This window comes from Rhizobium sp. 42MFCr.1 (genome assembly GCF_000377185.1).
Classification (GTDB): domain Bacteria; phylum Pseudomonadota; class Alphaproteobacteria; order Rhizobiales; family Rhizobiaceae; genus Rhizobium; species Rhizobium altiplani.
This window is the reverse complement of sequence record NZ_KB897834.1, coordinates 41,335-68,019: the sequence shown is the minus strand read 5'-3', so window position 1 is coordinate 68,019 and position 26,685 is coordinate 41,335. Positions and strand designations below refer to the sequence as shown.

Below are 26,685 nucleotides of genomic sequence, written 5' to 3'. Positions count from 1 at the left end.
GCCGCTTTCGTGCCAAGGCAAAGACCTGTATCGGCTTCCCCCCACCAAAATGCGAAAACGCCGAGAACGGGAAATGGCTATAGTTCTGCGGTAGCACCCTTTCTCCAGCTTTCAACCACTATACTTCGCCAAGCTGCGCAGAACCAAAGAGCGTTTTCGCATTTATCTATTTTGCGATACGACGCCAACTTTCGCCCGGCGAAGATAGGCACCCTGACCCGCAGCGCCGGTGAACGCCTCTCCATCAACGATCGTCGCGCCACGCAGGATGACGCGCACGGGCCAGCCCTGGACCTCAAGACCTTCATAGGGTGTGTAATCGGCGCCGTGATGCAGGATGTCGTTAGTGATGGTCACCTTCTTCGACGGATCCCAGAGGGCAATATCGGCATCCGAGCCGATCGCGATCGTGCCCTTCTGCGGATAGAGGCCATATTGCTTGGCATGATTGGTGGATGACAGCGCCACAAAGCGGTTGATATCGATCCGGCCTTTGCTCACCCCTTCCGAAAACAGAATGGGCAACCGCGTCTCGACGCCGGGAATGCCGTTTGGAATCCAACGGAAATTCCGCTTGCCCTTCTCGTTGAGCTTGCCTCCCTCATCCTCGTAACGGAAGGGGCAATGATCGGACGAGAAAAGTTCGAACGTGCCATTCTGCAGGCCTTCCCAGCAGGCAATCTGGCTTTCCTTGTCCCGCGGCGGCGGCGAGCAAACGAATTTCGCGCCCTCAAGCTCGGCGGCATCGAGATCGTCTGCCGTCAACAGCAGATATTGCGGGCAGGTTTCGCCCGCGACCTTGCCGCCGCGCTTGCGGGCCCGCTCGATTTCTTCCATCGCCTGGCGGTTCGAGACATGGACGATGACAATCGACGTATCGACGATTTCGGCAAGCGAAAGCGCCCGATGCGTCGCCTCGCGCTCGGCCGCGGCAGGCCTGCTCAGCGCGTGGAATTTCGGCGCCAGATCGCCATTCCGCTCATGTTTGCCGATCAGATAGCGGATTGCGTCTTCATTCTCGCAATGGACCATGACGAGCGCGCCGGAACGGCGGGCGCTGTCCAATGTATCGAGGATCTGGTCGTCGCGCAGGCGAAGGTTCTCATAGGTCATGAAGACCTTGAGCGAGGTATAGCCATCCTCGACAAGCGCCGGAAGCTCCTGCCCGAGCACATAGGCCGTGGGATCGCTGAGGATCAGATGAAACGATACGTCGATATGGCACTGGCCATCGGCCTTGGCATGGTAATCCTTCAGCGATTCACGCAGCGTCGTGCCCTTTTCCTGCAGGCAGAAAGGCAGGATCGTCGTGTTCCCGCCAAAGGCGGCCGAAAGGGTACCGCTCGCGAAATCGTCGGCCATGACGATCCCGTCGCCCGAGGGTTGGGCGATATGGACATGGCTGTCGATGCCGCCGGGCATGACATAGAGGCCGGTGGCATCGATGATCTCATCGGCATCATCAAGACCAGCGGCCAGCGCAGCGATCTTTCCATCGCGAATCCCGACATCGCTACGAAACGTATCGCTCGCGGTGAAGACTGTGCCGTTCTTGATGATGGTATCGAAATGCATCAGGCAGCCCCCTTGTTCAGGCCCGCATTGTCGCGCCCCAAGATTTCATCAAGCGCCGCAATCAGTCCATCGACCTCATCGACCGTGTTGTAATGCACCATGGAAACGCGCACGGCGCCATTGTACTGCGGCAGGCCAACATGGTCGCCAAGCCGCCGCGCGTGGAAATCGCCAAAACGGATTGCGATCTTATAGGCGTCCATGGCCTTGCAGATATCTTCCGAATTGCGCCCCTCGAAGACGAAGCTGATCGTCGGGATACGCCGGCCATTGCGGTTTGCCGTCTCGCCGATGATGCGGCAATCGTTGCGGCTGCGCAGATAGGTTAGCAGCCGATCCGTCAGCGCGTTTTCCTGAATGGTGATCGCCTCGAAGGCCGCAAGGATCAGTTGACGCGGCGAGCCCGAGGCGCCGGATTTTGCGCCGAGTTCGCAGAGATAATCGACGATCCCCGTGACCGAATAGGCGAGCTCGTAGTTCGGATTGCCCGGCTCCAGCTTTCCCGGAACCTTGTCGCGCCCATAGAAGAAGTGATAAAGCGGATCGAGCTCCAGAAGATAATCATATTTGCCGTACATCATCGCGTAGTGCGGGCCGTAGGTCTTGTAGAAGCTGAAGACGTAATAATCGACATCCATCGCTCGGACATCGACGGCGCGATGCGGCGCATAGGCGACGGCATCGACACAGATACGCGCGCCGCGCGCATGCACCATGGCCGCGATATCGGCGATCGGATTGATGGCGCCGAGAATATTGGAGACATGGGTGACGCAGACGAGCCTTGTCTTCTCGCTCATCAGTGGTTCGAGATCGGCAAGGTCGAGCTCATAGGTCTTGGTGTCGAGCGGCCAGAACTTGACGACGACGCCCATGTCGCGCAGCCCGTCCCAAGGCCCGATATTGGACTCGTGGTCCGAAATGGTAACTATGATCTCGTCGCCGGCCGAAAGCTGGCTGCGCATGGCGCGCGCCAGATTCTGCAGCAGCACCGTGGTCGAGCTCCCGAAGATGATTTCTTCCGGTCGCGCCGCGTTCACCAGATGTGTGGCGGCGACGCGGCTTTCCATCAGCGCCTTCGCCGCCTGCTGCGACACGTCGTAGCTGCCGCCGATCTGGACGTTCTTGTCATAGAGGAACGTATTGATGCGCTCGACCGCGCGCTTCAGGATCTGCGAGCCTCCGGCATTGTCGAAAAACGTCCATCCATGCTGAAGCCCCGGGAACTGGCTCCTGACAAAGTCGATGTCGAGTGGGCGTTGCGTCTCCATGTGGTCCTCCGGAACCTTGTCTTTATTGTCAGTGATTGAGAACGGCGCGCAGGAAGCTCTTCGTGCGCTCCTCCCGCGGATTGTCGAATATCTCGGCGGGTGTGCCGGCTTCCACTATCCGGCCGCCATCCATGAAAATGACACGGTCGGCGACCTGACGGGCAAAGCCCATCTCATGCGTAACCACGATCATGGTGACGCCGGTGCCGGCGAGCGTGCGCATGACGTCGAGCACTTCGCCCACCATCTCCGGGTCGAGCGCCGAGGTGGGCTCGTCGAAGAGCAGTACGCGCGGCTCCATCGCCAACGCGCGGGCGATCGCCACTCGCTGCTGCTGGCCGCCGGACAGCTGTTCCGGATACTTCTCCGCCTGCTCGGTGATACCGACGCGGGCAAGTAGTTCGCGCGCCTTGCGGGCGGCCTCATCAGGCGGTGTGCCGCGTACCCGCATCGGCGCGATCATGATGTTCTTCATGACCGTCAGATGCGGGAAGAGGTTGAAGGACTGGAACACCATTCCGACTTCTGCGCGCACTTGCGCCAGATTGCGCCCGCGCTCCACCTTGATGCCATCGACCTCGACGTGGCTGTCATTTGCGAAGCTCTCCAGGTGGTTGATGCAGCGGATCAGCGTCGATTTACCGGAGCCCGAGGGGCCGATGACGCACACGACCTCGCCTTCGCCGATTGCCAGATCGATGCCGTGAAGAACCTGGAAATTGCCATAAGACTTGTTGAGGTTGTGGATACTGACAATGGTTTTCATCGACGCCTCCCGGCACTGAAGCGTTTTTCGAGACGGGCAACGATGCTGACCAGCGGCCACAGGAACGCGACGTAGATGATGGCTGCGCCAATGAGCGGCGAGGGATTTGCCATCAATGCCTGCGCCTGCGTTGCCTGCTTCAGCAAATCTGGCATGGCGACAACGGACGCCAGCGCCGTATCCTTCATCACGTTGATGCAGTTGTTCGTCAGCGGCGGAATGACGATCTTGATCGCCTGCGGCAGAATGATTTCCACCATCATGTGACGATAGGAAAGTCCGAGCGCTTCCGAGGCCTCGAACTGGCCGCGCGGAATGGCTTCGATGCCGGCGCGAAAGATCTCCGCCGTGTAAGCCGTCGAAACGATCGTCAAGGCAGCGGCGGCCGAAAGGAACGGCGAGAGCCGGATGCCGACGAAAGGCAAGGCATAGTAGATCACGATGAGCAGCACAAGCAGCGGAATTGAGCGGAAGATGTCGATATAGATCTTGGCAAGCGCTTGGAGAAACGTCGCGCCATAGAGGCGCAGGAGCGCGAGGATCAACCCACCCGCCAGGCCGCCAACGATGCTGACGACGCCAAGTTCGAGGGTGATCCAGAGGCCGGAGAGGAGCAGCGGAAAAGAGCGCTCCAGCACCGCCAGATTAAAAAAGGTCGTAAAGATATCCATTTAGGCACCGGTCGGTCGTTGTGGGGCGGATGGCGGACAAGCCGCCATCCGTGGCCTGAACCATCCGGCCTTACTTAGCAGCAGGCATGTCGGCGACCTTGATTGTAGAGGTCGTATCCTCGGCCTTCGCGCCGAACCAGGTTTCGTGCAGCTTGGCGATGAAGCCCTCGCCCTTCAGTGTCGTAATCACGTCGTTGACCTGCTTGGCCAACGGGTCGCCCTTGTTGAACATGATCGAGTATTTTTCGCCGGTCGGGATACGCTCGACGACCTTGATTGTCGGCTTGTCCTTTACGTAATACTGCAGCGCCGGAATATCGCTGATATAGCCGTCGATGCGGCCGGCAGCGAGATCGAGCATGGCCGGTTGCAGGCCTTCGAAGCGGCGGATTTCGCCGAGGCTGTATTTGGCGGTGTTGGTGGTTGCCCACACGTCGCCAGTCGAACCCGTGTCGACGCCAACCACCTTGCCGCTCATGCCCGAGAGATCCTTGATGCCGGCGGTAGCCATGACAGTAAGCGACTGGTCGCTGTCATAGTAGGGCTGGGCAAAGCTAACCGATTCCAGGCGCTTCTCGGTGATGGTGATCGACGAGACGGCCATGTTGATTCGGCCCGACTGGACGGCAGAAAAGAGGCCGTTGAACGGGATGTTGACGAATTCGACGGACTTGTTGAGGCGCTTGGCAATTTCGGTGATGAGATCGACTTCAAAGCCGACGGTCTTGCCGGTTTCATCCTGGAATTCCCATGGCACATTGCCGATATTGGCGCCGACGGAAAGATCGGCGGCAAGGGATGCATGGCTGGCGAAGGCGAGAACGCCCGAAATCACCGCAGTCTTCAGAAAGGAAAAATGACGCATCTAGGTTCCCCTTGTTTTATGGCGCGTATTTTTGCTAATGGTCTAACCGGTCTGACCAGTCAGGCCAAATCAATCATGGTATCTTGTCATTTGCAAGCGCGTGATGGATTTAAATGTACGGGGCGAACCAGACGCGCCGATCAGACGTCGGAGAAGCGCAAGAATGCTTAACAGGACTTTGGTGCCGCAATCGGCGGCCCGACTGATACAGGACATGATCCAGAGCGGCGAACTCGCCGCCGGTCAGAAGATTCCGTCGCAGCGTGATTTTTCCCTGAAGCTCGGCATCAGCCGGGCCTCGCTACGCGAAGCGCTGCTGACTCTCGAAACTCTGGGCTTGATCAAAACCGAAGCCGGCCGAGGCACCTTTGTTGCCGACCCTGGCGCCCCGGGAAGCAATATGGCACCCTGGCGCTACTCCGACACCTATTCGGTCTTCGACGTCTTCCAGACGCGCATCATGCTTGAGGGCAATATCGCCGCACTCGCCGCCGGACGCCTCACCGGCAATCAGCTGCAGGCGATGGAAGCGGCAACGAAGCAGATGGAGGATTGCTGGGCCAAACAGGATCTGCTGGCCAATGTCGAAGCCGATCTCGAATTCCACGGCATCATTGCGTCTGCCTGCAGCAATGCCATGCTGCGGGCGCTTTACCAAGTCGTGCGCGAGCAGCTGACGGAAACGCAGCGCCAACCGATTCCGATCACAGAGCCCGCGCGCATGCAGGCCTCGATCGCCGAGCATCGCCGCATCATTGCGGCTCTAAGCGACAATGATGCGGCACGCGCCCGCCTTGAAATGGAAACGCATGTACTCAACACGGCGCGCTGCGCGGGGCTGAACCCGTGAACTTCAGTGGCGCGGTCATCATGACGGTTTCGATCGAGCAGAGGTGCCCCCCACAAGCAACGCGAGCCGCGTCAACAACGCCGGCCATATATCGCGGGCACGACTCGCCTGGTCTAGAGCAGGGTCGAACCTACGACCCACTGTTGTTTCGCGTCGATCTCATCCGAACTCTTAGAGACGTCAGAGGCTTAGAAATCCCAGTCCTCGTCCTCGGCCGCCAGTGCCTTGCCAATGACATAGGAGAACTGTCTCGAATTTCTGATAGCTGTCGTCCGCTCGCTGCAAAAATCTGAATCCGCTCGAGTGAAGTCTGGGCAGTCATCTAGCTCGCGATCAACTGACAGACCTGACAAACTATCTCGTGGAAATTGGATGGAAACGGATGGATAAATAGTGCATGACAGTGTCCCAAGAATTGGATGGGAATATGGAATTTCTAAACACGGCGACCGTGCGGATCACGCCCGAAATCCTGTCGCTGATCACCGAACTCGACGAATTCAAAGGTGCTTGGCGTTCTATCGGCCGGATCGCGCCTGAGGGGCTATCCAGCCTCTGGCGATCACAAAAAACTCTGGGGTGATCTAAGGAATTAAAAGGACATCCCTAGCGGGTGCCCGCGCCGAGTTCAGTCTTGCCACGGGTCAACGACGATCACGCCCGTATCATCGAAATCCTGAACATTACGCGTGACTACAGTTAAACCGTGAACCAGCGCGGTAGCGGCGATCAAAGCATCAGCCTCGTTGCGGCGGTCTGGAATATGTAAGTGGGCACAACGCGTCGCTATCGCGTCATCGATTGGCAGAACTCGCTCGGCGAATTCAGGGCGAACACGACTATCCATCCATCCTCGCAAGCGAGAGCCCTGGGCGGCGTCGCGACGTTGGATGGTTAATATCCCGCGCTCAATTTCCAGGATCGTAATCGCGGAAATGAACAAGTCATTTGAATCTTGCGCCCCGACCCACTTTGTCACATTGGCGTCTGCTTTACCGTCTCCAACTTTTCGCAACTCGGAGACGACGTTTGTATCCAGCAGGTACTTCAAGACAGATCGACCTCGCGAGGTGCAATTTCGGCTCTCGGCGGATCCAATTCGATCGTCGACAAACCAGGCATTGAAAGAGCATCGACGAGATTGCGGCGCTTGCCGGTCAGGCGCACGAAATCGCTGTACGTCATCAACACATGTGACGGCTTCCCGCGATCTGTAATAACTACAGGTCCTTTTTTTGCAGCCTTCTTTGCCCTACTCACGTCGTGGTTCAACTCTCGGCTAGACAAACTTGTGATGCTCATAGAATTCCTCCATGTAGGAACATACCTACATATAGGATACGGTTGAATGTGGAGCAATATCCAAGTTAGCCGCCTTAAACGGGTTGGAACCGATGACCCCTTTGTTTTGTTTTCCTCTGACAACAAATTGTCCAGGCTAGACAATGACCTGTAACGGGACTCACGGATTTCCAAGTTCTAGATTTACCAAGCCTAGTGTTTCCGCTGACCGACGGACGCTCAAAGGTGCTGGAGTTCGTTTTGCTCGCACCGGGCCATAGACATTCGTTGTCAGAGTGAGGCCGGACGCTGTCGGTCGAAATGACGTGCAGTAGTAAGATGCGGAGACTACCAACAGCAATCTCCGCATAAATGCGGAGATTATGCGTACCATTCTCCGCATTTGTACCCTATCTTGAGACATGACCCATGAGGGCATCGTCCATATCACGCTCGATGCTACAATCGATTGCTCGGAACCACTGACGACGGAGCGGCTGTTTCAATGGCATGCGGCCCTTTTCCGACCGGCCCCGGACCAGTTTCTCACTTTGTAGACTTCAGTATCCGGTGGATTCCGTGATCCGGAAGCGGGCGACGATATCGCCCTCGCACCACATGGGGAAATTGGTTCCCCACTTATTGTTGTGCAGATTGAAGCGGATGCCTTCGGCAAAGCTCGGGCGCGTCCTGCAGAAGGTCATGAAGTCCCAGCTCTGCGGCGCCACTAGCGGCGTATCCAGCGGCTCGATCGTCAAAGTGGAGGCCTCGCGCGCGGCAGCGACCGCCTGAAGCTGTGCCCCGCCACTTTCGGCAATGCGCTCCGATGAGTGCCAGAGGCCCATCTTGTTGAAACTCCAGTCTGATGCGCCGGCCGGCGTGAAAGACAGGAAACTTGCCTCCGGCATTCGGTTCGCGGGCTTGCCGCGCAACACGAACGTTAGAACCAACCCCTCCCCCTCCTCCAGATGCAGCGACAAGATCGGCGGCGCGCCATACTGCCCGTTTGCCTGTTTGGGCATGGAGAGGACGGCGGAGGATCCCTCTGCAGCCGTCAGCACCGGCACGAAGGCCTTGGAGAGACCGGCTCCAGAAGCGGCAAGACCCGGCTTGTCGTGGTCGAGGATCGCCCATTCTTGCCGATGCGTGAGATAGGTGTCCATATGCCGCGCCATGTCGGCGGCGTCGTAGCTCTCGTAGCGGTATGCGATCAGAGAACGTCGTCCCTCTGCGTCAGTTTGGCCTTCAATCCTACGTCCGGCGGGCGTGACAAGGGCCGTGAGATCTCCGGTTACCGGGTCGATCTGAGCTTCCCATCGGCCGGCACTGATCGTTGCGGCCCGAGCCGAAATCGCTGGCAGGGCGGGTGCGGCGAGCCTGGAAATGGCCGCTTCGGCAATCTCGCGGTCGTCAGACCCCAGCATCGAGACAGCCTTGTCGATATAGGCCCGTTGCTCGGCCCAGGAAGCTTCCGAATAGGCAAACCGGTAGTCGGATGCCCGCGCAACTTCGAAGTCCTTCCGCGACCAGGCCTTGTCGTCCCGGAGATAGGTCTTGATGTCAACGCCACACGTGTGTTCGGCGACCATTGCCAGGCCGCGCCCGAATGCGAGCCGGCTCGGTGTCAGCCCGTCGTCAGCGAAACGGTCATACTGGCGTTGCAATGCGAGGAACCGGGCGGTCTTTTGGGGATCCGTGGCGCTTCCGTGGATCCAGCTGTCGCCGAGTTCGATATCGAGCACCGGGAACCGTTCGCGGGCATCCCAGAGGATTGCGCCGTAATCTTCGAGTGTCGCGGCGCGTATGACAGCAGTTGGCGCCTTGTGGCGCATCTCGCGATAGACGTCCACAGTCTGAGCCACGCTCTGCGGGCCGATGTTGTCGCTGGTATGGGCAAAACTCAGTGCATCGCTCATGCCTTCCGGAAAATAGGTCTCGCCATAGGAACGTTGGTACATGACGACGATCTCCTCGCCTCCCGGGGCTCGCCAGCGGAAGACATCCGGCACGTTCGGTGGTGGAGAGGCTGTGTTGACGCCCAGATGCAAGAAACGAATGCCGGCTTCGGCGAGCATCGGCACCATCCCGCGCGTATGACCCGGCACATCGGTCATCTTGGCGGCGATCGTCCTCTTGCCGAAACGGCGGTCGAGTTCCTGCGAATAGGAGAGGCCGGCACGGAAAAGCGCCGGCGACATCAGTTCCGTATGCGTCGTGTAGGGCAGGCCGTGCCAGCGGATGAGACCGTGCTCAATCGCCTGTTCCAGACGCTTGACCTCTGTCGGCGAGCGGGAATTCAAATGATCCCAGATCAGCCAGGCGCCGGTCGTCCAGACGAAGCGCGGCTCATCCGGGTTCTCGGCGAAGAAGTGCGCGCCCGTCTCGATTGCCTGAGGAATGAACCGGTCGTGATACTGTTTGCGGACCTTTTCCGCGTGATCGGTGAAGCCGATGTCGAGATGCGTCTTGAAGACCAGATGCACGCGCTTTTCTGTCATTTCCATTTCAATCAGCCGATCAATTTCTATCAACCCACTGTGCCACGCACGACGAGCCTGGTGCCGAGCGTTTCGGTCAATGGACCGTCGTCGGGATTCCTCAGACGCCGGAGAATGAGGCGAACGAGGGCGCGGACGCGGTCCTCGAGATCGATCCGGACGGTGGTGAGATTGTAAGCTTTCCAGTGCGACTGCGGAATGTCGTCGAATCCGATGACGCTGACGTCTCCCGGCACCGAAAGTCCAAGATCATGGCGCAGGGCATCAATCGCCCCGAATGCGCCGACGTCGTTGGCGGCAAAGATCGCGTCCGCACCGTCCTCGACCCGGAAAAGGTCGAGCGTGGCCCGATAAGCGGTATCGTAGGTATAATCGCCATCGATGACTGTCGGCGGCTGCATACCGCGCTCGACGAGGATCCTGGTGATCATCAGCTCGCGCTCTCGGTTGGCGAGCGACTGGCGCTTGCCGCCCAGATAGGCAACGCGACGCACACCGTACCCCTGCAGCAGCGCAACGGCTTGCTCGATACCGTCCCGCTGGCGCACCAGCAGCCGGTCGTAAAGGCTGGAGGATGTGTCCGCAAATTGCGCACCGTCGTCGTAGATCACGTAGATCGGCACGGCGCGGTCGAGAAAGCCGCTCAAAACGTCGGCATCGACATTTTCCGTGAAGGCGATCACAGAATCGGGGTTGAAGCCGCGCATGTAGGTAAGCAGTGTCTGGTCCATGCTGAAATCGGCCTTGGCCTTGAACAGCAAGGTGGCGAAGCCTTCGGCCTGCAGCGCCGTCGTCAGCGCGTCGATCTCCTGGCTTTCCCAGGGTGAACAGACATCAGGCACGATCATGCCAACCAGATGCGAGCGGCGCGTAACAAGCGATCGGGCCGCCATGTCCGGCGTGTAATTCAGTTCGCGGGCAATCTGCAGGATTCGGTCGCGCTTTTCCGGCTTCAACGATGCATTCGGATTGAAAGCGCGGGACACGGCGACGCGCGAGACATTCGCTTCTCGGGCCACGAGATCCGCCGTCGCACGGGCGCTCTTTCTGTCATTTCGTGCGGTCATCAATGCATCAACAAAATGAAAACGTGTTCACTACCTTGGAACATAATCAATAGTCGCGTCAAGTGCCGGCGATGCGATTCCTGCTGACAACCGCGCAACTTGCGAACTTGTGCGGCCAAAATTGATTTCTCGTCTCGAAGGCACTGTTGACAAAAGTGAAAACGTGTTCACTCTAAGGCCCGGGTGAGGCGAGGCACGCCGGGAGGAGGGTTCCGGCGGTCCGAATGCACCGAACCAACTTGTCCGGCAACGGACCAATTCGGGAGGAATTCACATGCGCAAGAGCATACGTTTTCTGTTGTTGGGCGCTTCGGCGGCGATTGCGCTGTCAAGCCAGGCCATGGCGGCGACGGAACTCAACATCACCTGCCGCTGCGTCATCGGCGGCGTCAATAGCGGCATGGCGGAATGGATCGAGAAGAAGGTCATTCCCGCCTTTACCGCCAAGATGAAGGCAGACGGCAAGGATGTCACCGTCAAGCTCACTCAATTCGGCGGAGCTGACGAGCAGCTGACCCAGCAGCTCGCGCTGGACTTTTCCAGCGGCGCTGGCGCTGATGTTTCCGGCTTCGACGGCTTCCTCATTCCGAGCTTCGTTCAGGGCGGCCTCCTGAAGCCGCTCGATGAGATCGGCGGCGCCGATGTCGAAAAATGGGATGGCTGGGGCCATATTTCCGACGGCACCAAGGCGCTGATGAGCTATCAGGGCAAGCCCTATGGCATCGCGCTCGGCACCGATGCCCGTATGATCTTCGTACGCAAGGACCTGTTCAAGAAGGCAGGTATTGACGCCGACGGCTGGCAGCCAAAGTCCTGGGCCGAACTGCTCGACGCCGCCCGAAAGCTGAAGGCGGCTGATCCGGCGAGTTTCCCACTACAGATCAATGCCGGCGTCTCGATGGGCGAAGCCACCACGATGCAGGGTTACTGGATGGCTTTGCTCGGCACTGGCGAGCAGGTGACTGACGAGAGCGGCAAATATATCGTTTCGAGCCAGGGCATTCTGGACACGCTTAATCTCTACAAGACCGTCTATGTAGACGACAAGCTTGGCGATCAACGCGCCCAGATGCTTGGCGATGGCCGCAACCGCACCTTCGCGAACTTCCGCGATGGCAAGACGGCGATGTTGATCGAAAGCGACTGGTTCTATCGTTCCGTTACCAAGCCGGGCGCGGAATTTGGAGTCGCGGACCGCGACAATGTGATGACTTGGAAGAAGATGCCGTCCGAACAGCCGGGCCGTGGCCTGCGCGGCCAGGATTTCGTCACCATTTCCGGCGGTACCGGGTTCGTCATTAATCCGCATACGGACGCGCCGCAAGAGTCCTGGGCGCTGCTCTCCTTCATGAACAGCCAGGAACAGCTCACCGCCTTTCAGGATATCCAGCCGGCCATCCGCATTCGCGACGATGTCGCGATCCCGAATTCGCCGTTCCTGATGGAAACCGCCAAGACGCTGCTGCCGTTCACGACAGCCCGACCGAACGACGCCAACTACAACAAGGTCTCCGCCGAAATCCAGCGCATGACCGAGGCCGTCGTTTCAGGCGAACTGACACCGGAAGCCGCGATGAAGCAGTACAAGGAAGCAGTCACCGCCATCGTTGGCGAAGAGAACACGATCAGCCGTCTCTGATCGCCAAAATCAAACGGAGGCCGGGCGGCAGGTCCGGCCTCCGCGTTGCGGCAGGCGCTGCCACGGGGTAATCGCGCATGAAAAAATTCTCCCTCCTTTCCACGCGCGCGGGCGCGGTGTTTCTCGCCCCCGCCGCCGCGCTGGTCGGCGTTTTCGTCATCATCCCGTTCTTCTGGGTGATCGTCGTTTCCTTCACAAACAAAACGCTGCTCGGCCGCACGGCCGTCGATCCCGATTTTGTCGGGCTGCAGAACTATTTTACGCTGTTCAACCCAACAACGTTCTTTACACGCGGCCAGTTCGGTTTTTCGCTGATCCTGACGGTCCAGTTCGTATTATTTTCGGCACTGATCGGCCAGGCCTTGCTCGGCCTCATCCTTGCCTGGCTCAGCCAGTCCGTCTCGCCGACGCTCAAGAATTTCCTGCAGACGGCTGTGATTGCTGCCTGGATCCTGCCGGAAGTGGTGATCGGCTTCGCCTGGTTCGCCTTTCTCGATTACGACAATGGTACACTGAACATGATCATGCGCGGCCTCGGTCTGCCGCCGGCCGACTTGCTGCTGCAACAGCCTTTCTGGGTCATCGTGGTTTTCAACACCTGGCGGGGCGCGGCCTTCTCCATGATGTTGTTCAACTCCGCCTTCCAGTCGATACCGCCGAGCTATTTTCAGGCGGCCGATGTTGCCGGTGCGAGTTCGTGGCAGAAACTGCGCGATATCGCCCTGCCACTGATACGCGGCCATGTGGTGACGGATCTCATCCTTATCACCATGTGGACATTCAACGTCTTCACGCCCTTCCTGCTGACCAGCGGCGGCCCCTCATACCGGACCGAGCTGCTGTCGATCTACACCTACCGGGTTGCCTTCAAGGACTTCGAATTCGGTCGCGGCGCGGCAGTCGGTGTCATCATCATGCTGATCAACCTCGCCTTCGCGCTTGTCTACCTGCAAATCGCCAAGAAGAAGAAGGCGGAGGCCGAGTGATGCAGATTTCCCGCAGCATCTATATGCGCCGCGCGGTCTTTTCGGTCGTCGCCTCGCTGATCGGCGTGGTCTTCGCCCTGCCGCTTGTGTGGTTCATCTTCGCGCCGTTCAATGCGCGTGCCGAACTCGGCCTTGCCATTCCGTCGCCGTTCACGCTGTCCAATTTCGTGACCGTGTTCCAGAACAGCTTCGCGATGCACGCGCTCTTGAACAGCCTGATCCAGGCCTTTGGGGGTGTCATTCTGGTCGGCGGCGCGGCCACACTTGCGGCCTACGCGCTGTCGCGATCGTCCATTCCCGGCAAGGGCGCGGTCACCTATATCCTCCTGCTTTTCTCCTCGGTCGTGTCCGGCTCGGCAGCCATGGTGCCGATCTTCCTGATCATCTCGGCAATCGGACTGATTGACACGCATCTCGCCGTCATCCTGGTGTTCGCTGGCGGGCTGTTGCCGACCGCCATGTTCATCCTGCGTGACTTCATCGACGCCATTCCGCGATCCTATGAGGAAAGCGCCATGGTGGCCGGCGCCTCACCGATCCAGGCCTTTTTCGATGTGGCGCTACCGGTCATCCGGCCCGGGATCGTCGTGGTCGTCGTCTGGGCCTTCGTGAACATCTGGGGAAGTTTCCTCATCCCGTTCATCCTGCTGCGCAAGGATACGCTGATGCCGGCTTCGGTCGCCATCTATTCCTTCTATTCGGAGGCCGGTACGCCGATCGTCACGTTGCTCGCCGCCTATTCGCTCATCTACTCGCTGCCCGTCATTGTGCTTTACCTGTTCGTCAACTGGAAGTTCGGCTTCCGGTTCTTCGGCGGCATCAAGTCGTAATTGGACCTTTCTCATGGCTTCAGTCGAATTCCAGAACGTCTCCAAAACATTCGGTTCGTTTACCGCGGTACCGGACATCAGCTTCTCGATCGCCGATGGCGAATTCGTCTGCCTGCTCGGCCCTTCCGGCTGCGGCAAGACGACCAGCCTGCGAATGATTGCCGGCCTTGAAACTCCCTCCGCCGGCAAGGTCCTGATCGGCGGCAAGGACGTCACCTATCTGCATCCCAAGGATCGGCAGATCTCGATGGTCTTTCAGGACTATGCGCTTTATCCGCATATGAATCTTGCCGACAATATCGCCTATCCGCTGAAGGTGCGCGGCGAGACCGAGGACAAGAGACATGCACGCGCCAGAGAAGTGGCCGACGTCCTGAAGATCGGTGACCTCATGAAGCGACTGCCGAGTCAGATTTCCGGCGGTCAACAGCAGCGCACCTCGCTTGCTCGTGCGCTCGTCTATCCGAGTCAGGTCTATCTCTTCGACGAGCCGCTTTCAAACCTCGATGCCAAGCTCCGCCTCGAGGCCCGCGGTTTCCTCAACCACCTGCAGCGCGACATGGGCATGACCGCCGTCTACGTGACCCACGATCAGGCCGAGGCCATGGCGCTTGCGACCCGCATCGCCGTCATGGACAAAGGCCGGATCGTGCAGTTCGCGCCGCCAATCGAGATTTATCGCCGGCCGGCTACGACATTCGTGGCAAATTTTGTCGGCAATCCACCGATGAACCTCGTGCCGGTGGCGGCAATGGTCGATGGCGGGCAACTGCGGTTGCGCGCAGATGGCCTGACCCTGCCCAGCCTGCCTGTGTCTGATGCCATCGCCAAGGCTGCGGCGAAAGGCAAGATGACGCTCGGAATTCGCCCGGAACACCTACGAATGGCGGAAGCGGGCGACGCCAATACGATTGCCGGAAAGCTGTTTGCCAACGAGAACATGGGACCGGAAAGTCTGGTTACGATGGAACGTGCAGATTCCGGCCGGGTGACCGCGCGCATCTTCACCGACGACGAAATACGCACCGGCGATCAGGTCACACTCTCCTTCGATACCCGCCACGTGACGCTGTTCGACGAGACCGGCGCCCGTATTCCGGCAACAGGCGAGTAAGCCGTCATGGTCGAAATCACCGTTCACGTGACCCCTGCTGATCAGGCCGCCGATCCATATTTCTACGTGCCCGTCGATATTCCCGCCGACACGACACGCATCGACGTGACAATGAGTTACCCGAAGGCCGACAATTGCATCATCGATCTCGGAATGCTCGATCCCCATGCCAGCGGCTATCCGACCATGGCGGGTTTTCGCGGCTGGAGCGGCGGCGCGCGGGATCGTTTCTTCGTTGCGACCGATGATGCGACGCCGGGCTACATTCATGGTGAAATCCCTGCCGGCGTGTGGAAGGTGATGCTCGGCCTCTACAAGGTACCGCCCGACGGTGCCGAGGTGCGGCTGACAGTCGTCTTCGACAGTGCATCGCGCGAACTCTTGCCACCGCCAGCGCGAACTTTCCCGGTGCGTCAGGGCGCGGGCTGGTATCGCGGCGACCTGCATTGCCACACCTTTCATTCAGACGCGGCCGGCTCGCCCGAACTCCTGCACGCCGCAGCCAAGCAGGCAGGCCTCGATTTCCTTGCGATCGCCGACCACAACACGATCACCCAGCGACGTTACTTCCATCCGCATTCCTCGCCGGAACTGATATTTGTGCGAGCGATGGAAATCACCACCGCCGTCGGACATGCCAATGTCTATGGCGTCGATGATTGGATAGATTTCCGCATGACGAAGCCTGAGCATGCCCATACGCTGTCGCGTCTTGTTCATGACCATGGTGGCCTTCTTTCGATCAACCACGACAAACCGACGATCCAGTGGGACTATGACCTGCCCAGGATCGACTGTATGGAAGTCTGGCAATCTCATTGGATGGCCTGGAACTGGGTATCACTCGGCCGTTATCAGGACCGGCTCGCCTCTGGCCTCAAGATTTCAGCGATTGGCGGCAGCGACTTTCATCAGCCTGCACGGCTGATGCCGGAAGGACCGCTGGCTCTGGCCCGACCGACGACGGTGCTATGGCTCGATGAACTTTCAGAAGGCGCGATCCTTGCCGCCATGAAGGCCGGGCGCGGTTATGTAACAGAAAGCCCAACCGGTCCGCACCTTGCTCTGACCGTCAATGGCCAGCCGATGGGATCGACGACACAGGCCGAAGTTACCGCAACGGCGGAAACGAAACGCGCGGAAGGCGATACGCTCGTATGGATCGACGCGACCGGCATACTTTCGACCGAGACGATAGGTTCCGATGATTGGACCGGTGGCTTCACCGGCAGGCCGAAGGCTTTTCTGCGCACTGAAATCATCGCTGCTGCAAGCCGCGAAGGCTTGATTTCCGAATTCTCCGCGGCACTCGAAGGACGTTCGCTCCCTTGGCAACTCCAGAGCGTCGAGATGGCAAGCCAGCCGATCCGCCGGGCGATCAGCAACCCGGTCTATGTGGAATGGTGACAGGTGCGCCGAAAGATCCTATTGCGACGCCTTCTCAAAGTGTCGCCAGCACTGCGTTCGACAGTTGGGAACCATAGTTCCGGCGAATGCTGACTTTCCTTTCGAGAGCCTCGATGACCGTTGCGGAGAAGTCCACGGAATAGAGCTGTTCGAGATTTCGCAACCCGCCCGGCGTAAAGACGTTGATCTCGAGGATCTTGTCACCGATGATATCCAAGCCCACGAGAAACATTCCGTCGGCGACAAGCTTGGGCCTGACAGTCTCGGCAACCTCAAGAATCTCGGGGGTAATCTTTACTGCTGCAGCTGTTCCGGCGGCACTGATATTGGAGCGGATCTCTCCTTTCGCAGGAACTCTGCGAAATGCCGCATAGGCACCGTCCTTTTCAAGGGGTTGACCGTTCATCAGGAACAACCGGATGTCACCATCAACCGCATCCGGGAGGTAACCTTGAGCGATCAGATACCCTTCGCCACTGACTGCTTCAAAAATCTGGTTGAGATTGGATTCCTTGCTCGATTTAATTCTGAATACATGCCGGCCTCCCGATCCCTGTAGTGGTTTCAGGATCACACCGCGTTTCTGGCTGTCGATGAAGGCTCTAATTTCGTCCAGGCTTTTCGAAATCAGTGTCGTGGGACGAATAGCCTCGGGGAAGTCTTGGAAATAGAGCTTGTTCTGAGCCTTCATCAAGGTGTCGGGGTCATTCACCGTCAGCACGCCCCGCTCGACAGCAAGTCGCCCGAACATCGCGCCGACATGAGCGGCCCAGGGTCGCTCTTCGGCATCAAGGGAAGGGTCGTTGCGCAAAAACAGCACGTCCACATCTTTCACGTCAATCGTTTCGACGCGCGCCTTCTCGTTGAGATCGGCAATGAACGCGTCTTCATTCTTCGGTTTGCCCACACTCGGAGCTCGTACGCGCACTGCCAAGCTATCGTCGGATCGCAGCACAAAATCCCCAGGCGTGACATAACAAACATCATGGCCACGGGCGCATGCGACCATTGCGAGGGATGTCGTCGTATAATAAGGCGCCTCGCTTTCGATCGCGTTCACGAAGAATGCTATTCGCATTTAGGCTTCCTTTGGTTGAACCAGGTCGATGGGGCGCAATCCCTGTCTTGCGCTGTCAAGTCGTTCGCGGCCTTCAGTAGTCTCCAGAAACAGCGGATGGACGCATGGCGGCTTGAGCAGTCCGCGTAATGCAAGTTCTTCCATAACGGCGAAATGGGAGGAAGCGATTTTGCCCATCCAGAACGGCTCGAGCGCGCCACCGCGTTTCAGATGGTCCAGCAGTTGAAGAAGGCCCCTCAAGTAGATCGCATCCTTGGCCAATCCGCCGCCGCGGTAAACACGCAGTGCAAGGTTGAATGCCCCGTGATCGGAGAATTTGTAGCTGGAAACGAGCTGACGGAAAGTTTCGGCGAAGCTTAGCCCCGAGAGCATGTAAGCGCATGCGACGACCCTCGCAGCTATCAGCTTCAGCCGCTCTGCAGTCAGGCCACCCGAGAGGTATTCAGCGAAAACCGCGAGCCCCTCCTGCATGCCTTCGTATCCGGACAGCCCAGAGCGAAAGAGTCGCAGCCCTTGAGCGGAACCATTAAAGTAGGTGAGGAGATGAACGCCGATTTCATGCGCAAGAAGCGGCTCGACACGTCGTCGGTCCATGATTGTCGACCTCGAAATGAGGAGACGATGATTGGTCACCATCAGGCCAGAAGGAAGGTCATCGCGAAGCACAATGCTTGCCTTGAAGTCCGGCCAGACCGTTCGGTAACGATTAATCATGGCTTGCGCACGTCGTTCCACGTAGTCGGCATCGGCGGTGGGAATATTGGAACGCGACTTAAGATGATCCACAGGATACTCGTCCGCGAGAATTCCAAGAATATCCTCGGCTTCGAGCAAAAGAGAATGCTCGACCGGACCATAAAGCGCCCTGCCAAACTCTACGAAGCTCTTGGTCTGGCGCGCAGCAATCAGCGAAAGTTGCAAGTCGACTTCACGCTGTTTTTCCCGGCAGAGGTCGTATAGGACCGGATCTTCCATTTGGTCAAAGGAGATAGCAAAGAGCCGATGCTTCGCATTTTCCACCTGGGTCGTCAGCGGGCGGTATAGAAAGACCGGCTCGCTTTCAAACCCAGCCAATCTGAATTCGTCAAATGCTTGCCTTGCGTTGATGGGGGTGACGGCAAGGAGAACGTCGAAGAGCGATGCAATCTCGTCGATGCTTCTGTCGACGCGGCTGACAGCGTCGACGAAGGCACGTCTGCCAAGGGACCGATACGACGCAAGCTTGACAATTTTCTTGGTTTCCAGAAAGGCGCCACACGCGCGGAGCCCAGCGTCGAACAGTGCCGAGACCAATTGGTCGCGAACTTCAGGGTAAATCTCCCCGGACTCTGGCGTCCGGTAGATCGGCGCGAACTCAACACCAAGTACGGCGCAGCCGGGCATCGCCGCAATCTGTGCGTCAATGGTCGACGTGGGGATATTCCGCTCGAGGACTCTCGGCGTGCGGAACCTGGCCTCGCTCGCCATAATGGTCTTCGAGAAAGTCGTCTTTGCAAGGGCGGCATTCTCGGATGACCAGACGGAAACCTCAAACGGCGGGAGATAGGGAGCGTCATCGGTAAGAAACCGGTCACGCTCAAGCTCACTACTTCGAACGACAAGGAGGGTCCCGAACTGCTCGACCGCGACCGCGGCGATCGCCTCGACAATCGACACGACCTCCTGAGGGTCCGATGCAAGGAGATAGGAAGCATTGGCCTGGACTACGGCTTGCGCCACGTCCTCCGTCTTTCCTGTGTTGATATGGACGAACAGAAAGGGGAGTCGTCGATCGATATGCAAGCGACCACCTTCGGGGAATTCCCTTCGGATCGGTTTGTCGTCGCGAAGCGACTGCTTGATATCACATAGCCAATCGTCCTGGGTAGCTGACGCGTGTCTCGTCATGACATTGACCTCAAAACGCGCTCGAGAAGCGGAACGGCCGAGGTAAGCGCCTCCCGCAATTCACGAAGTGTCGAGTTGTCTGGCTTTCCCGTCCACTCGTCCATGAAAATCTTCTTGAACTCGATGGCGATCGCGCAACCGATTCCCGGATATTGTTCATGGACGAACCGCGTCTGTTCTCCCTTTCCGTGAAAGGCAACGTTCTCCCGCACGTCAAGCCGCCTGCCGCCAACGCCGAAGGATCGGAGGTGATCCATCAATGGCTCGACTACATGGACCCATCGTTCTCGATCCATGGAGAACGTACCGATATTGACGTCGGGCGCCTGATCCTGGGGCGTTGGCGTGTCCGGATCAGCTCGACGATAGTTATAACTATGCACATCCAGGAGAACGAAGTGCTTATGGTATCGCACGATGCCATCGAGAAAGAAGCGGAGCATCTCATAGTAGTCGTCATGGATAAGCAATGACCTGCGATGTTCCGATTGCGGAAGGCTCTCTTTCCAAACTGTCAGCCCCCATGCCTGCTCGGGGCGAAGATAAACAGCCTGGTCACGGCTTCGGTTGAGATCGATTTCAAATCGGGAACGGTGAAATACAATCTGGTTTGGCAAGCCACTGATCAAGCTCGCCGTGAACGGGTCTTCTTCGCGAAGACGCCCGACCTCGTTCAAGGCGTATCGAGAACGCAGACTTCTCCGAACATGGCTACCGTCATGGATCGCCGTTCCAATAATGGGCGACTGACTTCTCGTGACACTCCACAGAGGCTCGGAATTCTCCCCCTTTGGAACCTCCTCGACGTTCTCTATCGCCATAGAGCCTCTCTGCATTGACTCCGCCTCAAGTTACGGGAACCTCTTCGCCGCGCAGAACAAAATGCACCTGTACGGGCCAGAGTTGATCATCGTCTGCCAAAGCGCCGATTGGCGTGGCCCGTGAAACGAGAACCGGTCGCTGCTCCGTGTGGGATCGCCTTCCCGTTGAAACGCAATGGCCATTTAGTTTCAAATGCCTGCTCGAAGAACGCAGTTGCCGCGGAGCCGGTTCCGCTGGCGAGAAAAATAGTGGTCGATCGGAGTGGACGGCGGTCGCAACGCGACTGGAAGCCGGGGAATGCCTCTGTGTTTGCTTGGAACCGCTTGGAACCCTGGGGCCGACTGCGAATTTCCGGATGATGGAGATTGATGCGGTATGTCTTGCCATGTCAGAATCCGTCGTATGGCTGGCTGGCCACGGGCTCGTTCTCGCGGCGGCAATCCTCGTCGTGCTGATCTGGTGCCTCGTTGGCTTGGCGACCGGGATGCCCAACCAATGGTTCCTGCTCTCCAACGGCGCCGGCACGCTTGTCTCGCTATTCATCCTGCTGGTGATCCAGCATTCACAAAACCGCGACATGCGCACGCTGCAGGTGAAGGTCGATGAACTCATCTGGTCGAGCAATGCCAGGAACCACATGATTGGTATCGAGCGACTGGAGACAGAAGATCTCGCAACGTTGCCGATCAGCTTCATCGATAGTGGATGTTCAGATCGGTGGTGGCTGAAAATTTAAACTTCGGCGCGACCTTTAGATTTGCGCTGGTGATGCTGCTTGTTTCGGCATAGGCGGCCGTGCCGTCCCGGCCCCGCCTGCAAATCCAGCAATGGAACGGCACCCTCAACCGCACGAGCCCTTCGATACCATCAGGACGAAGCGCGAGGTTTCCGAAAGCCCTCTTATGTTGAACCGGATTCTGTGAACTGGAAAAAGAAGGGGTTTCGAAAGTCCATTTAGGCGCTATCTTGTCAAGGAGGCGTCAGCACGAGACTTTCATGACAGTTCAACATCACGGACACCTACACGAACGAATGACGATCCTTGGCGACCTCCAAGCCGCCTCGTTTATTCCGTGGATCCGTCGTCACGCAGCAAAGCTCGGTCTGTCCCAGGCCATATCTCATCAAAGTGTCGACCGGATCGAACTCGAAGTTGCCGGGCCGATAGAATTGATCGACATGATGGAGGTAGGATGCTCGCTCGGGCCTATTGATGTATGGGTGGAAACCATCTTCCGCACGCCGATTGAGAGCGACGCAGAGTAGGCCTTGCAACGCCCTTCAATTTTCCACTGCACGTTATTTGATCAGCGTTGCCAATGCGAAAAAATTATGCAAACGTGCTCCCGTCCGCTACGAACCGCCCTATCCAAGCGGTGGCCTTGAAGCAGACAAAACGTTGATAATGCTGAGAAAGTTCTACCATGTCAGCCGATACGACGGGCTTTTGGACGCCAGTCGCGCTTTCTGCGGATTTGCCGTCAGGGACGGTAATCCCCGCACGCACAAGAGCCGGCTCAATTGCCCTCTGGAGAAGTGATTCAGGACGGGTCGCGGCATCGGCAGACCGCTGTCCCCATCGTGGCATGCGCCTGTCTTATGGCTTTGTACGCGGTGAGGCGCTGTCTTGCATCTATCACGGCTGGAGTTACACGCAGACGGGAAACTGCCTGCGCATCCCCGCTCACCCTGGTCTTACCCCGCCCGACACGATCCGCGTTGCGACGCATCTGGTCGAGGAAGCCGATGGCGTGATCTGGGTAGCCGTCGGGGAACCCGTGCGTTCGCCCCCGAAATTGCAGGGCCTCGTTGCGTTGCGCTCGCTAACGATGCATGCCGACGTTGCCACCATTGAGGCGGCTTCCGGCGCGAAATCAGACGAGACCGGGCTTCTAAAAGCAACGCAGCAATCCGAAAAGATGTGGTTGCTGCTTTCCGAACAGGAACAGGGCCACACCCTCGTCCATGTACTCCTTGACGGCGAGAACACGCTCGGTGACCGCATCTCAGCGTCGCGGGCCGTCGAAAGCCTGCGCAGATGTGCCGAAGACCTTCAGGCAAGGAGATCTCGTGATGGCTAAGGAAGCTATGCTCGACGAGTGGTATCCAGTCGGCCTCTTCAGCCAGGTCAAAACGACCGCATACAAGACGGCCCTGATGGGCGAACCGATCGAGGTTTCTGTCGGGGCTGACGGCAATGCGATCGTGACGACGTCGGGCGGACGTGTTTTGTCGTCACGTGTTCGCTATGGCCACGTGTGGTCGTCCGTCGGAGATCCTCAAAAGGAGATCTTTTCCATTCCCGAGGCTGACCAACCGGGTCGCCGGTTTGTCGATGTTGGTGTGGTTCGCGTTCGCTGTTCGCCGCTTCGCGCGGTCGAGAACTTTCTCGACATCGCTCATTTTCCTTTCGTCCATACTGACATCCTCGGAGCAGAGCCGCACACGGAAGTGCAGAACTACAAGGTTGAAATTCGCGACGTCGAGGATGAAGTCTGGGCAACGCAGGTGAAATTCTACCAGCCGCAAGCAGCAAAGTCGGCAAGCGGCGGGATTACGACAGAGTACATGTATCGCGTGCCGGCCCCGACCTGTTCGGTGCTTTATAAGACCTGCCCACCGCGCCCCAGTGAATGGGACGTCATTACTCTTTTCGTCCAGCCGCTTGCCGAGGATCTTTGCGATGTCTGGCCGTGGATGGCGCTGTTTGACGATGAAACATCGATGACCGACCTCATCCATTTCCAGCAGACGATCTTTCTGCAGGACCGCTCGATCCTTGAAAATCAGATCCCGCGTCTTTTGCCGCTCGACCCCGGCATGGAGATCCCGACGCGCGCCGATCTGACATCGGTAGCCTACCGACGTTGGCTAAAGCGCCACAATTACACCTATGGCGCACAGTTGGTGGCGCAATGAAGCTTTACGATTACATCCTCTCTCCCAGTTGCTACAAAGTGCGCCTGATGGCGGCTTTGACCGGGCTGTCACTCGATATCCGGCCGGTCGACTTTCATCCTGGCGGCGAGCACCGCAAAGCGGAACTTCTGGCACTCAACCCGGCTGGCTCCATCCCTATCCTGAAGGACGGGGATCTGCTCCTGACGGAATCGTCAGCAATGCTCGTCTACCTCGCAAGAAAGGCGGCTCCGGAGTGGCTTGGGGACGGAACGGCCGAGCAATCGGCCAGGCTGCAACAGTGGCTTTCCTTTTCTCACCGGCTGACCGCAAATCTTGGTGGCGCGCGCCTCCACGAGATGTTGCTTCGCCCGGGCGATATCGCCCTGTTGCAAGCGCAGGGCGTTGCTGCGCTGCGCGAACTTGAAGCCGGGCTGGTCGAGCAAGATCTTCGGGGCAGGCCGTTCCTTGCTTCCGATCGCCCGACGGTCGCAGACATCGCGTGCTTTCCCTACGTGGCGCTCGCGCCAGATGGCGGTGTCTCGCTTGACCCCTACCCTGTGATCCGGCGCTGGTCGCGCGCCATTCGCGCGCTTGAAAACTTCATTGAGATGCCAGGCATACACCGACTGCATGAGTTGAAGTCCGAGCCCCAGATTGGAACGGGCGAGGAGTAACATGACCGGCTATCTTCTGAAGAACTGCGCAGCGGTTATCGTCGATGAGGGCAAGGGCCAGACGACCCGTCGCAACGTTGACGTCCTGACAAACGGTTCCGCGATCCAGGCAATAGGCGACAATCTTGGACAGGACGAACTTCCGGCCGGTACGATCGTTCAAGATGCGAGCGGCTGGTTCGTCTATCCCGGGCTCGTCAATACACACCACCACTTCTTTCAATGCTTTGTGCGCAACCGTGCGGATCTCGACTGGACGAAGCTGTCGGTCATCGAGTGGCTTGATCGCATTTATCCGATCTTTTCGCGATTGAACGAGGATTGCTTTTATCACTCCTCGGTCACCGCCATGGCCGAGATGATCAAGCACGGGTGCACGACTGCGTTCGATCACCAGTACTGCTTTCCGAGGCATGCAGGCAAAAGACTGATCGACCGCCAGTTCGAGGCCGCCGATCTTCTGGGCATGCGCTTTCATGCCGGCCGCGGTGGCAACACACTTCCGAAATCCGAAGGCTCGACCATTCCCGACGCGATGCTCGAAACGACGGACGAGTTCATTGGTGATTGCGAGCGGCTGATCGACACCTATCACGATGCCCGACCTTTCAGCATGCGCCAGGTGGTGGTCGCCCCATGCCAGCCGGTAAACTGCTACCGTGAAACCTTCGTGGAATCGGTAGCCCTGGCACGTGATCGTGGTGTTCAGATGCACACCCATGTTGGGGAGGGTGAAAGCCGCGTGGTCGAGGCCCGACATGGCATGCGCACCGTAGATTACTGTGCAGAGCTGGGTTTTGCGGGGCCTGATGCCTTTTACGCCCATTGCTGGGAACTGACCCACGACGAACTGCGCAAGATGGCTGCGGACGGGACCGGCGTTTCCCATTGCCCGGAGCCAGTCTATCTGGTTGGCGCCGAAGTAACCGATATTCCCGCCATGGCAGCCTTTGGCCTTCGCGTCGGACTGGGCTGCGACGGCGCTGCCTCGAATGACAACTCGAACCTGATGCATTGCATCCACTCCGCCTACATGCTGCAGTGCCTGACCGCATCGACGCGCAACCACCCTGTCCCGCCTCCGGTTGATTTTCTGGGCTATGCGACGGCGGGAGGTGCGGCTCTGCTTGGTCGAAAGGACATAGGCAGGCTGGCGCCCGGCATGGCCGCCGACCTGTTTGCTATCGACACGCGGCGGATGGACTATGTCGGCACACGCCATGATCCGCTGAGCCTGATGGCCAAGGTCGGTATCGGCATGCCGACGGACCTGACAATGATCAATGGCCGCATTGTATGGCAGAAGGGCGAGTTCATCGGCCTCGATGAAAGCCGGATGTTCGCTGAGGCTGAAGCTGCACTTGCGACTGTCGAACTCTAAATCACAAAGAAGGGGAACCAGCATGACAAACATTTCTCGAAGAACCCTGATGCAGGGCGTTGCAGCTGCCGGCCTGGCCGGCGCATTTGGTGGCCGCGCCGCATTTGCGGCCGACGGCCCGCTCGGGATCACGCTCGTCGTTCCCTCGCCCATTGGTGACGTTGGCTGGGGTCACGCGCTGGCTGCCGGTCTGGAGCCGATCAAGGCAGCGTATGGCGACAAGGTGAAGGTGACGGTCGTCGAAAACATTGCGGAGGGTCCGGATGCTGACCGCATCATGAACAAGACAGTCGCCGACGGAAACAAGTTCCTGATCGCAGGCTCCTTTGGCTATCAAAACGGTGCCCTGCAGATTGCTCGCCGCAACCCTGATGTCACCGTGTTGCATGCATCGGGTTTCCAGGTGGCCCCGAACTTCTCACCGTTTGCTGCCAAGTACTTCCAGGGGACGTATCTGCTTGGCATGGCGGCGGCTGCGCTGTCAAAGACCGGAAAGCTCGGTTCCGTATCCGCCTTCGCCATTCCGGAACTGATTACCTCGATCAACGCGTTCACGCTCGGTGCTCAGGCCGTGAACCCCAACATCGAAGTTTCGGTCGTCTGGGTAAACTCATGGTTTGACCCGGCCAAGGAACAGGAAGCGGCCAAGGCGCTGATTGCGCAAAAATGCGACGTGATCTTCTCCAACGCGCAGGATACGCCCTCCGTCATCTCCGCCTGCGAGGAGGCTGGCGTCTACGCATTCAACCTCAATTCGTCGATGAAGAAATACGCGCCGAAGACATATCTTGGTTGTGTGTCCACCGATTGGTCCCCGTTCTTCAAGGCCTCCGTCGACGCTCATCTCGCCGGCACCTTCAAGGGTGCAAACACCTTCCTGGGTGTTGCAGACAAGGTCGTCGAGGTTGTTGACTGGCACCCTTCGATCCCCGCAGAAACGATGACGAAGATCAAGGCTGCAGAGGCAAAGATTGCCGACGGAAGTCTCTCACCGTTTACCGGCCCGATCAGCAAGGCGGACGGCAGCGAGGGCGCGGCCGCTGGAAAGACCCTGGCCGATGGGGAAATCGTGGCCATGGACTGGCACGTCAAGGGCGTGACCACGCCGCTGCCAAAGTAAGC

26 protein-coding genes are annotated in these 26,685 nt (G+C 58.4%); 14 read left to right on the top strand and 12 right to left on the bottom strand.

The genetic code is table 11. The annotated features are described in order from the left end of the window. Positions 1-162: 162 nt before the first annotated feature. The 5 genes from hydA to C934_RS0117400 form a co-directional block, all read right to left on the bottom strand. On the bottom strand, positions 163-1,575 hold the full coding sequence (gene hydA, locus C934_RS0117420) for a dihydropyrimidinase (RefSeq protein ID WP_018857936.1): 1,413 nt from the start codon (positions 1,573-1,575) through the stop codon (positions 163-165). Next, positions 1,575-2,846 carry a cysteine desulfurase-like protein gene (locus C934_RS0117415; protein WP_018857935.1) on the bottom strand — a complete coding sequence of 424 codons (1,272 nt, stop codon included), beginning with the start codon at positions 2,844-2,846 and terminating at the stop codon, positions 1,575-1,577. Before C934_RS0117415 ends, hydA begins: the two co-directional genes overlap by 1 nt. A 28-nt stretch (positions 2,847-2,874) precedes the next feature. Next, the gene (locus C934_RS0117410; RefSeq protein ID WP_018857934.1) at positions 2,875-3,612 is read right to left on the bottom strand and encodes an amino acid ABC transporter ATP-binding protein; all 738 of its coding nucleotides are present in this window, start codon (positions 3,610-3,612) and stop codon (positions 2,875-2,877) included. Continuing rightward, a complete protein-coding gene (locus C934_RS0117405) occupies positions 3,609-4,283 on the bottom strand; it encodes an amino acid ABC transporter permease (RefSeq protein WP_018116615.1) in 675 nt (224 codons plus the stop codon). The genes C934_RS0117410 and C934_RS0117405 overlap by 4 nt, the downstream gene beginning before the upstream one ends. Positions 4,284-4,353: 70 nt before the next feature. Continuing rightward, a complete protein-coding gene (locus C934_RS0117400) occupies positions 4,354-5,148 on the bottom strand; it encodes a transporter substrate-binding domain-containing protein (protein ID WP_018116614.1) in 795 nt (264 codons plus the stop codon). A 163-nt stretch (positions 5,149-5,311) separates the two neighbouring features. On the opposite strand from C934_RS0117400, the gene C934_RS0117395 reads away from it, so the two are divergent. Then, positions 5,312-5,998, top strand: coding sequence for a FadR/GntR family transcriptional regulator (locus C934_RS0117395; RefSeq protein WP_018857933.1), 687 nt, complete (start codon positions 5,312-5,314; stop codon positions 5,996-5,998). Positions 5,999-6,425: 427 nt separating this feature from the next. After that, positions 6,426-6,581 carry a hypothetical protein gene (locus tag C934_RS0117390; RefSeq protein WP_245267963.1) on the top strand — a complete coding sequence of 52 codons (156 nt, stop codon included), beginning with the start codon at positions 6,426-6,428 and terminating at the stop codon, positions 6,579-6,581. Positions 6,582-6,626: 45 nt separating this feature from the next. Here C934_RS0117390 and C934_RS0117385 read toward each other — a convergent pair whose 3' ends face one another. The 4 genes from C934_RS0117385 to C934_RS0117370 all read right to left on the bottom strand — a co-directional run bounded on the left by C934_RS0117385 (position 6,627) and on the right by C934_RS0117370 (position 10,844). Next, complete coding sequence (locus C934_RS0117385) at positions 6,627-7,049, bottom strand: type II toxin-antitoxin system VapC family toxin (protein ID WP_018857931.1); 423 nt, start codon at positions 7,047-7,049, stop codon at positions 6,627-6,629. Further along, on the bottom strand, positions 7,046-7,300 hold the full coding sequence (locus tag C934_RS0117380) for a type II toxin-antitoxin system Phd/YefM family antitoxin (RefSeq protein ID WP_026371868.1): 255 nt from the start codon (positions 7,298-7,300) through the stop codon (positions 7,046-7,048). The genes C934_RS0117385 and C934_RS0117380 overlap by 4 nt, the downstream gene beginning before the upstream one ends. Positions 7,301-7,839: 539 nt before the next feature. Further along, a complete protein-coding gene (locus C934_RS0117375) occupies positions 7,840-9,777 on the bottom strand; it encodes a DUF5054 domain-containing protein (RefSeq protein WP_018857928.1) in 1,938 nt (645 codons plus the stop codon). Positions 9,778-9,806: 29 nt separating this feature from the next. Beyond that, entirely contained in the window at positions 9,807-10,844 is a 1,038-nt protein-coding gene (locus C934_RS0117370; protein ID WP_018857927.1) for a LacI family DNA-binding transcriptional regulator, read from the bottom strand. Positions 10,845-11,118: 274 nt separating this feature from the next. On the opposite strand from C934_RS0117370, the gene C934_RS0117365 reads away from it, so the two are divergent. From C934_RS0117365 to C934_RS0117345, 5 genes are all read left to right on the top strand, one after another. Next, positions 11,119-12,483: an extracellular solute-binding protein gene (locus C934_RS0117365; RefSeq protein WP_018857926.1), complete on the top strand. Its 1,365-nt coding sequence runs from the start codon at positions 11,119-11,121 to the stop codon at positions 12,481-12,483. A 77-nt stretch (positions 12,484-12,560) separates the two neighbouring features. Next, entirely contained in the window at positions 12,561-13,469 is a 909-nt protein-coding gene (locus tag C934_RS0117360) for a carbohydrate ABC transporter permease (protein WP_018857925.1), read from the top strand. Next, entirely contained in the window at positions 13,469-14,299 is an 831-nt protein-coding gene (locus tag C934_RS0117355) for a carbohydrate ABC transporter permease (protein WP_018857924.1), read from the top strand. Before C934_RS0117360 ends, C934_RS0117355 begins: the two co-directional genes overlap by 1 nt. A 13-nt stretch (positions 14,300-14,312) precedes the next feature. Continuing rightward, on the top strand, positions 14,313-15,413 hold the full coding sequence (locus C934_RS0117350) for an ABC transporter ATP-binding protein (RefSeq protein ID WP_018857923.1): 1,101 nt from the start codon (positions 14,313-14,315) through the stop codon (positions 15,411-15,413). A gap of 6 nt (positions 15,414-15,419) precedes the next feature. Continuing rightward, positions 15,420-16,820, top strand: coding sequence for a CehA/McbA family metallohydrolase (locus C934_RS0117345; RefSeq protein ID WP_018857922.1), 1,401 nt, complete (start codon positions 15,420-15,422; stop codon positions 16,818-16,820). A gap of 34 nt (positions 16,821-16,854) precedes the next feature. Here the strand turns inward: C934_RS0117345 and C934_RS0117340 are convergent, their stop codons facing one another. The 3 genes from C934_RS0117340 to C934_RS0117330 are packed head-to-tail and all read right to left on the bottom strand — an operon-like array spanning position 16,855 to position 20,606. After that, positions 16,855-17,898: a glutathione synthetase gene (locus tag C934_RS0117340; protein ID WP_018857921.1), complete on the bottom strand. Its 1,044-nt coding sequence runs from the start codon at positions 17,896-17,898 to the stop codon at positions 16,855-16,857. Then, positions 17,899-19,785, bottom strand: coding sequence for a flavohemoglobin expression-modulating QEGLA motif protein (locus C934_RS0117335; protein WP_018857920.1), 1,887 nt, complete (start codon positions 19,783-19,785; stop codon positions 17,899-17,901). Then, entirely contained in the window at positions 19,782-20,606 is an 825-nt protein-coding gene (locus C934_RS0117330) for an N-formylglutamate amidohydrolase (RefSeq protein WP_026371867.1), read from the bottom strand. Before C934_RS0117330 ends, C934_RS0117335 begins: the two co-directional genes overlap by 4 nt. Positions 20,607-20,992: 386 nt before the next feature. Here C934_RS0117330 and C934_RS32050 point away from each other — a divergent pair, with 386 nt between their 5' ends. The 7 genes from C934_RS32050 to C934_RS0117295 all read left to right on the top strand — a co-directional run bounded on the left by C934_RS32050 (position 20,993) and on the right by C934_RS0117295 (position 26,683). Next, a complete protein-coding gene (locus C934_RS32050) occupies positions 20,993-21,343 on the top strand; it encodes a low affinity iron permease family protein (protein WP_245267962.1) in 351 nt (116 codons plus the stop codon). A gap of 260 nt (positions 21,344-21,603) precedes the next feature. Further along, positions 21,604-21,873: an acylphosphatase gene (locus tag C934_RS0117320; RefSeq protein ID WP_018857917.1), complete on the top strand. Its 270-nt coding sequence runs from the start codon at positions 21,604-21,606 to the stop codon at positions 21,871-21,873. 158 nt (positions 21,874-22,031) lie between these two features. Next, positions 22,032-22,688, top strand: a complete 657-nt coding sequence (locus C934_RS32045; protein WP_026371866.1) for a Rieske (2Fe-2S) protein — start codon at positions 22,032-22,034, stop codon at positions 22,686-22,688. After that, positions 22,681-23,526 (top strand): aromatic ring-hydroxylating oxygenase subunit alpha, encoded by an 846-nt coding sequence (locus C934_RS0117310; RefSeq protein ID WP_018857915.1) that lies wholly within the window; start codon positions 22,681-22,683, stop codon positions 23,524-23,526. The genes C934_RS32045 and C934_RS0117310 overlap by 8 nt, the downstream gene beginning before the upstream one ends. Then, positions 23,523-24,182: a glutathione S-transferase family protein gene (locus C934_RS0117305; protein ID WP_018857914.1), complete on the top strand. Its 660-nt coding sequence runs from the start codon at positions 23,523-23,525 to the stop codon at positions 24,180-24,182. Before C934_RS0117310 ends, C934_RS0117305 begins: the two co-directional genes overlap by 4 nt. A gap of 1 nt (position 24,183) precedes the next feature. Beyond that, positions 24,184-25,563: an amidohydrolase gene (locus C934_RS0117300; protein WP_018857913.1), complete on the top strand. Its 1,380-nt coding sequence runs from the start codon at positions 24,184-24,186 to the stop codon at positions 25,561-25,563. Positions 25,564-25,585: 22 nt separating this feature from the next. Then, positions 25,586-26,683, top strand: a complete 1,098-nt coding sequence (locus tag C934_RS0117295; RefSeq protein WP_026371865.1) for a BMP family ABC transporter substrate-binding protein — start codon at positions 25,586-25,588, stop codon at positions 26,681-26,683. The last annotated feature ends 2 nt before the right edge of the window (positions 26,684-26,685 follow it).

Bases quoted from the DNA above. Each gene is read 5' to 3' on its own strand.
- hydA (WP_018857936.1), bottom strand. From the start codon at position 1,575: ATGCATTTCGATACCATCATCAAGAACGGCACAGTCTTCACCGCGAGC.
- C934_RS0117415 (WP_018857935.1), bottom strand. From the start codon at position 2,846: ATGGAGACGCAACGCCCACTCGACATCGACTTTGTCAGGAGCCAGTTC.
- C934_RS0117410 (WP_018857934.1), bottom strand. From the start codon at position 3,612: ATGAAAACCATTGTCAGTATCCACAACCTCAACAAGTCTTATGGCAAT.
- C934_RS0117405 (WP_018116615.1), bottom strand. From the start codon at position 4,283: ATGGATATCTTTACGACCTTTTTTAATCTGGCGGTGCTGGAGCGCTCT.
- C934_RS0117400 (WP_018116614.1), bottom strand. From the start codon at position 5,148: ATGCGTCATTTTTCCTTTCTGAAGACTGCGGTGATTTCGGGCGTTCTC.
- C934_RS0117395 (WP_018857933.1), top strand. From the start codon at position 5,312: ATGCTTAACAGGACTTTGGTGCCGCAATCGGCGGCCCGACTGATACAG.
- C934_RS0117390 (WP_245267963.1), top strand. From the start codon at position 6,426: ATGGAATTTCTAAACACGGCGACCGTGCGGATCACGCCCGAAATCCTG.
- C934_RS0117380 (WP_026371868.1), bottom strand. From the start codon at position 7,300: ATGAGCATCACAAGTTTGTCTAGCCGAGAGTTGAACCACGACGTGAGT.
- C934_RS0117375 (WP_018857928.1), bottom strand. From the start codon at position 9,777: ATGACAGAAAAGCGCGTGCATCTGGTCTTCAAGACGCATCTCGACATC.
- C934_RS0117370 (WP_018857927.1), bottom strand. From the start codon at position 10,844: ATGACCGCACGAAATGACAGAAAGAGCGCCCGTGCGACGGCGGATCTC.
- C934_RS0117365 (WP_018857926.1), top strand. From the start codon at position 11,119: ATGCGCAAGAGCATACGTTTTCTGTTGTTGGGCGCTTCGGCGGCGATT.
- C934_RS0117360 (WP_018857925.1), top strand. From the start codon at position 12,561: ATGAAAAAATTCTCCCTCCTTTCCACGCGCGCGGGCGCGGTGTTTCTC.
- C934_RS0117355 (WP_018857924.1), top strand. From the start codon at position 13,469: ATGCAGATTTCCCGCAGCATCTATATGCGCCGCGCGGTCTTTTCGGTC.
- C934_RS0117350 (WP_018857923.1), top strand. From the start codon at position 14,313: ATGGCTTCAGTCGAATTCCAGAACGTCTCCAAAACATTCGGTTCGTTT.
- C934_RS0117345 (WP_018857922.1), top strand. From the start codon at position 15,420: ATGGTCGAAATCACCGTTCACGTGACCCCTGCTGATCAGGCCGCCGAT.
- C934_RS0117340 (WP_018857921.1), bottom strand. From the start codon at position 17,898: ATGCGAATAGCATTCTTCGTGAACGCGATCGAAAGCGAGGCGCCTTAT.
- C934_RS0117335 (WP_018857920.1), bottom strand. From the start codon at position 19,785: ATGACGAGACACGCGTCAGCTACCCAGGACGATTGGCTATGTGATATC.
- C934_RS0117330 (WP_026371867.1), bottom strand. From the start codon at position 20,606: ATGGCGATAGAGAACGTCGAGGAGGTTCCAAAGGGGGAGAATTCCGAG.
- C934_RS32050 (WP_245267962.1), top strand. From the start codon at position 20,993: ATGTCAGAATCCGTCGTATGGCTGGCTGGCCACGGGCTCGTTCTCGCG.
- C934_RS0117320 (WP_018857917.1), top strand. From the start codon at position 21,604: ATGACAGTTCAACATCACGGACACCTACACGAACGAATGACGATCCTT.
- C934_RS32045 (WP_026371866.1), top strand. From the start codon at position 22,032: ATGTCAGCCGATACGACGGGCTTTTGGACGCCAGTCGCGCTTTCTGCG.
- C934_RS0117310 (WP_018857915.1), top strand. From the start codon at position 22,681: ATGGCTAAGGAAGCTATGCTCGACGAGTGGTATCCAGTCGGCCTCTTC.
- C934_RS0117305 (WP_018857914.1), top strand. From the start codon at position 23,523: ATGAAGCTTTACGATTACATCCTCTCTCCCAGTTGCTACAAAGTGCGC.
- C934_RS0117300 (WP_018857913.1), top strand. From the start codon at position 24,184: ATGACCGGCTATCTTCTGAAGAACTGCGCAGCGGTTATCGTCGATGAG.
- C934_RS0117295 (WP_026371865.1), top strand. From the start codon at position 25,586: ATGACAAACATTTCTCGAAGAACCCTGATGCAGGGCGTTGCAGCTGCC.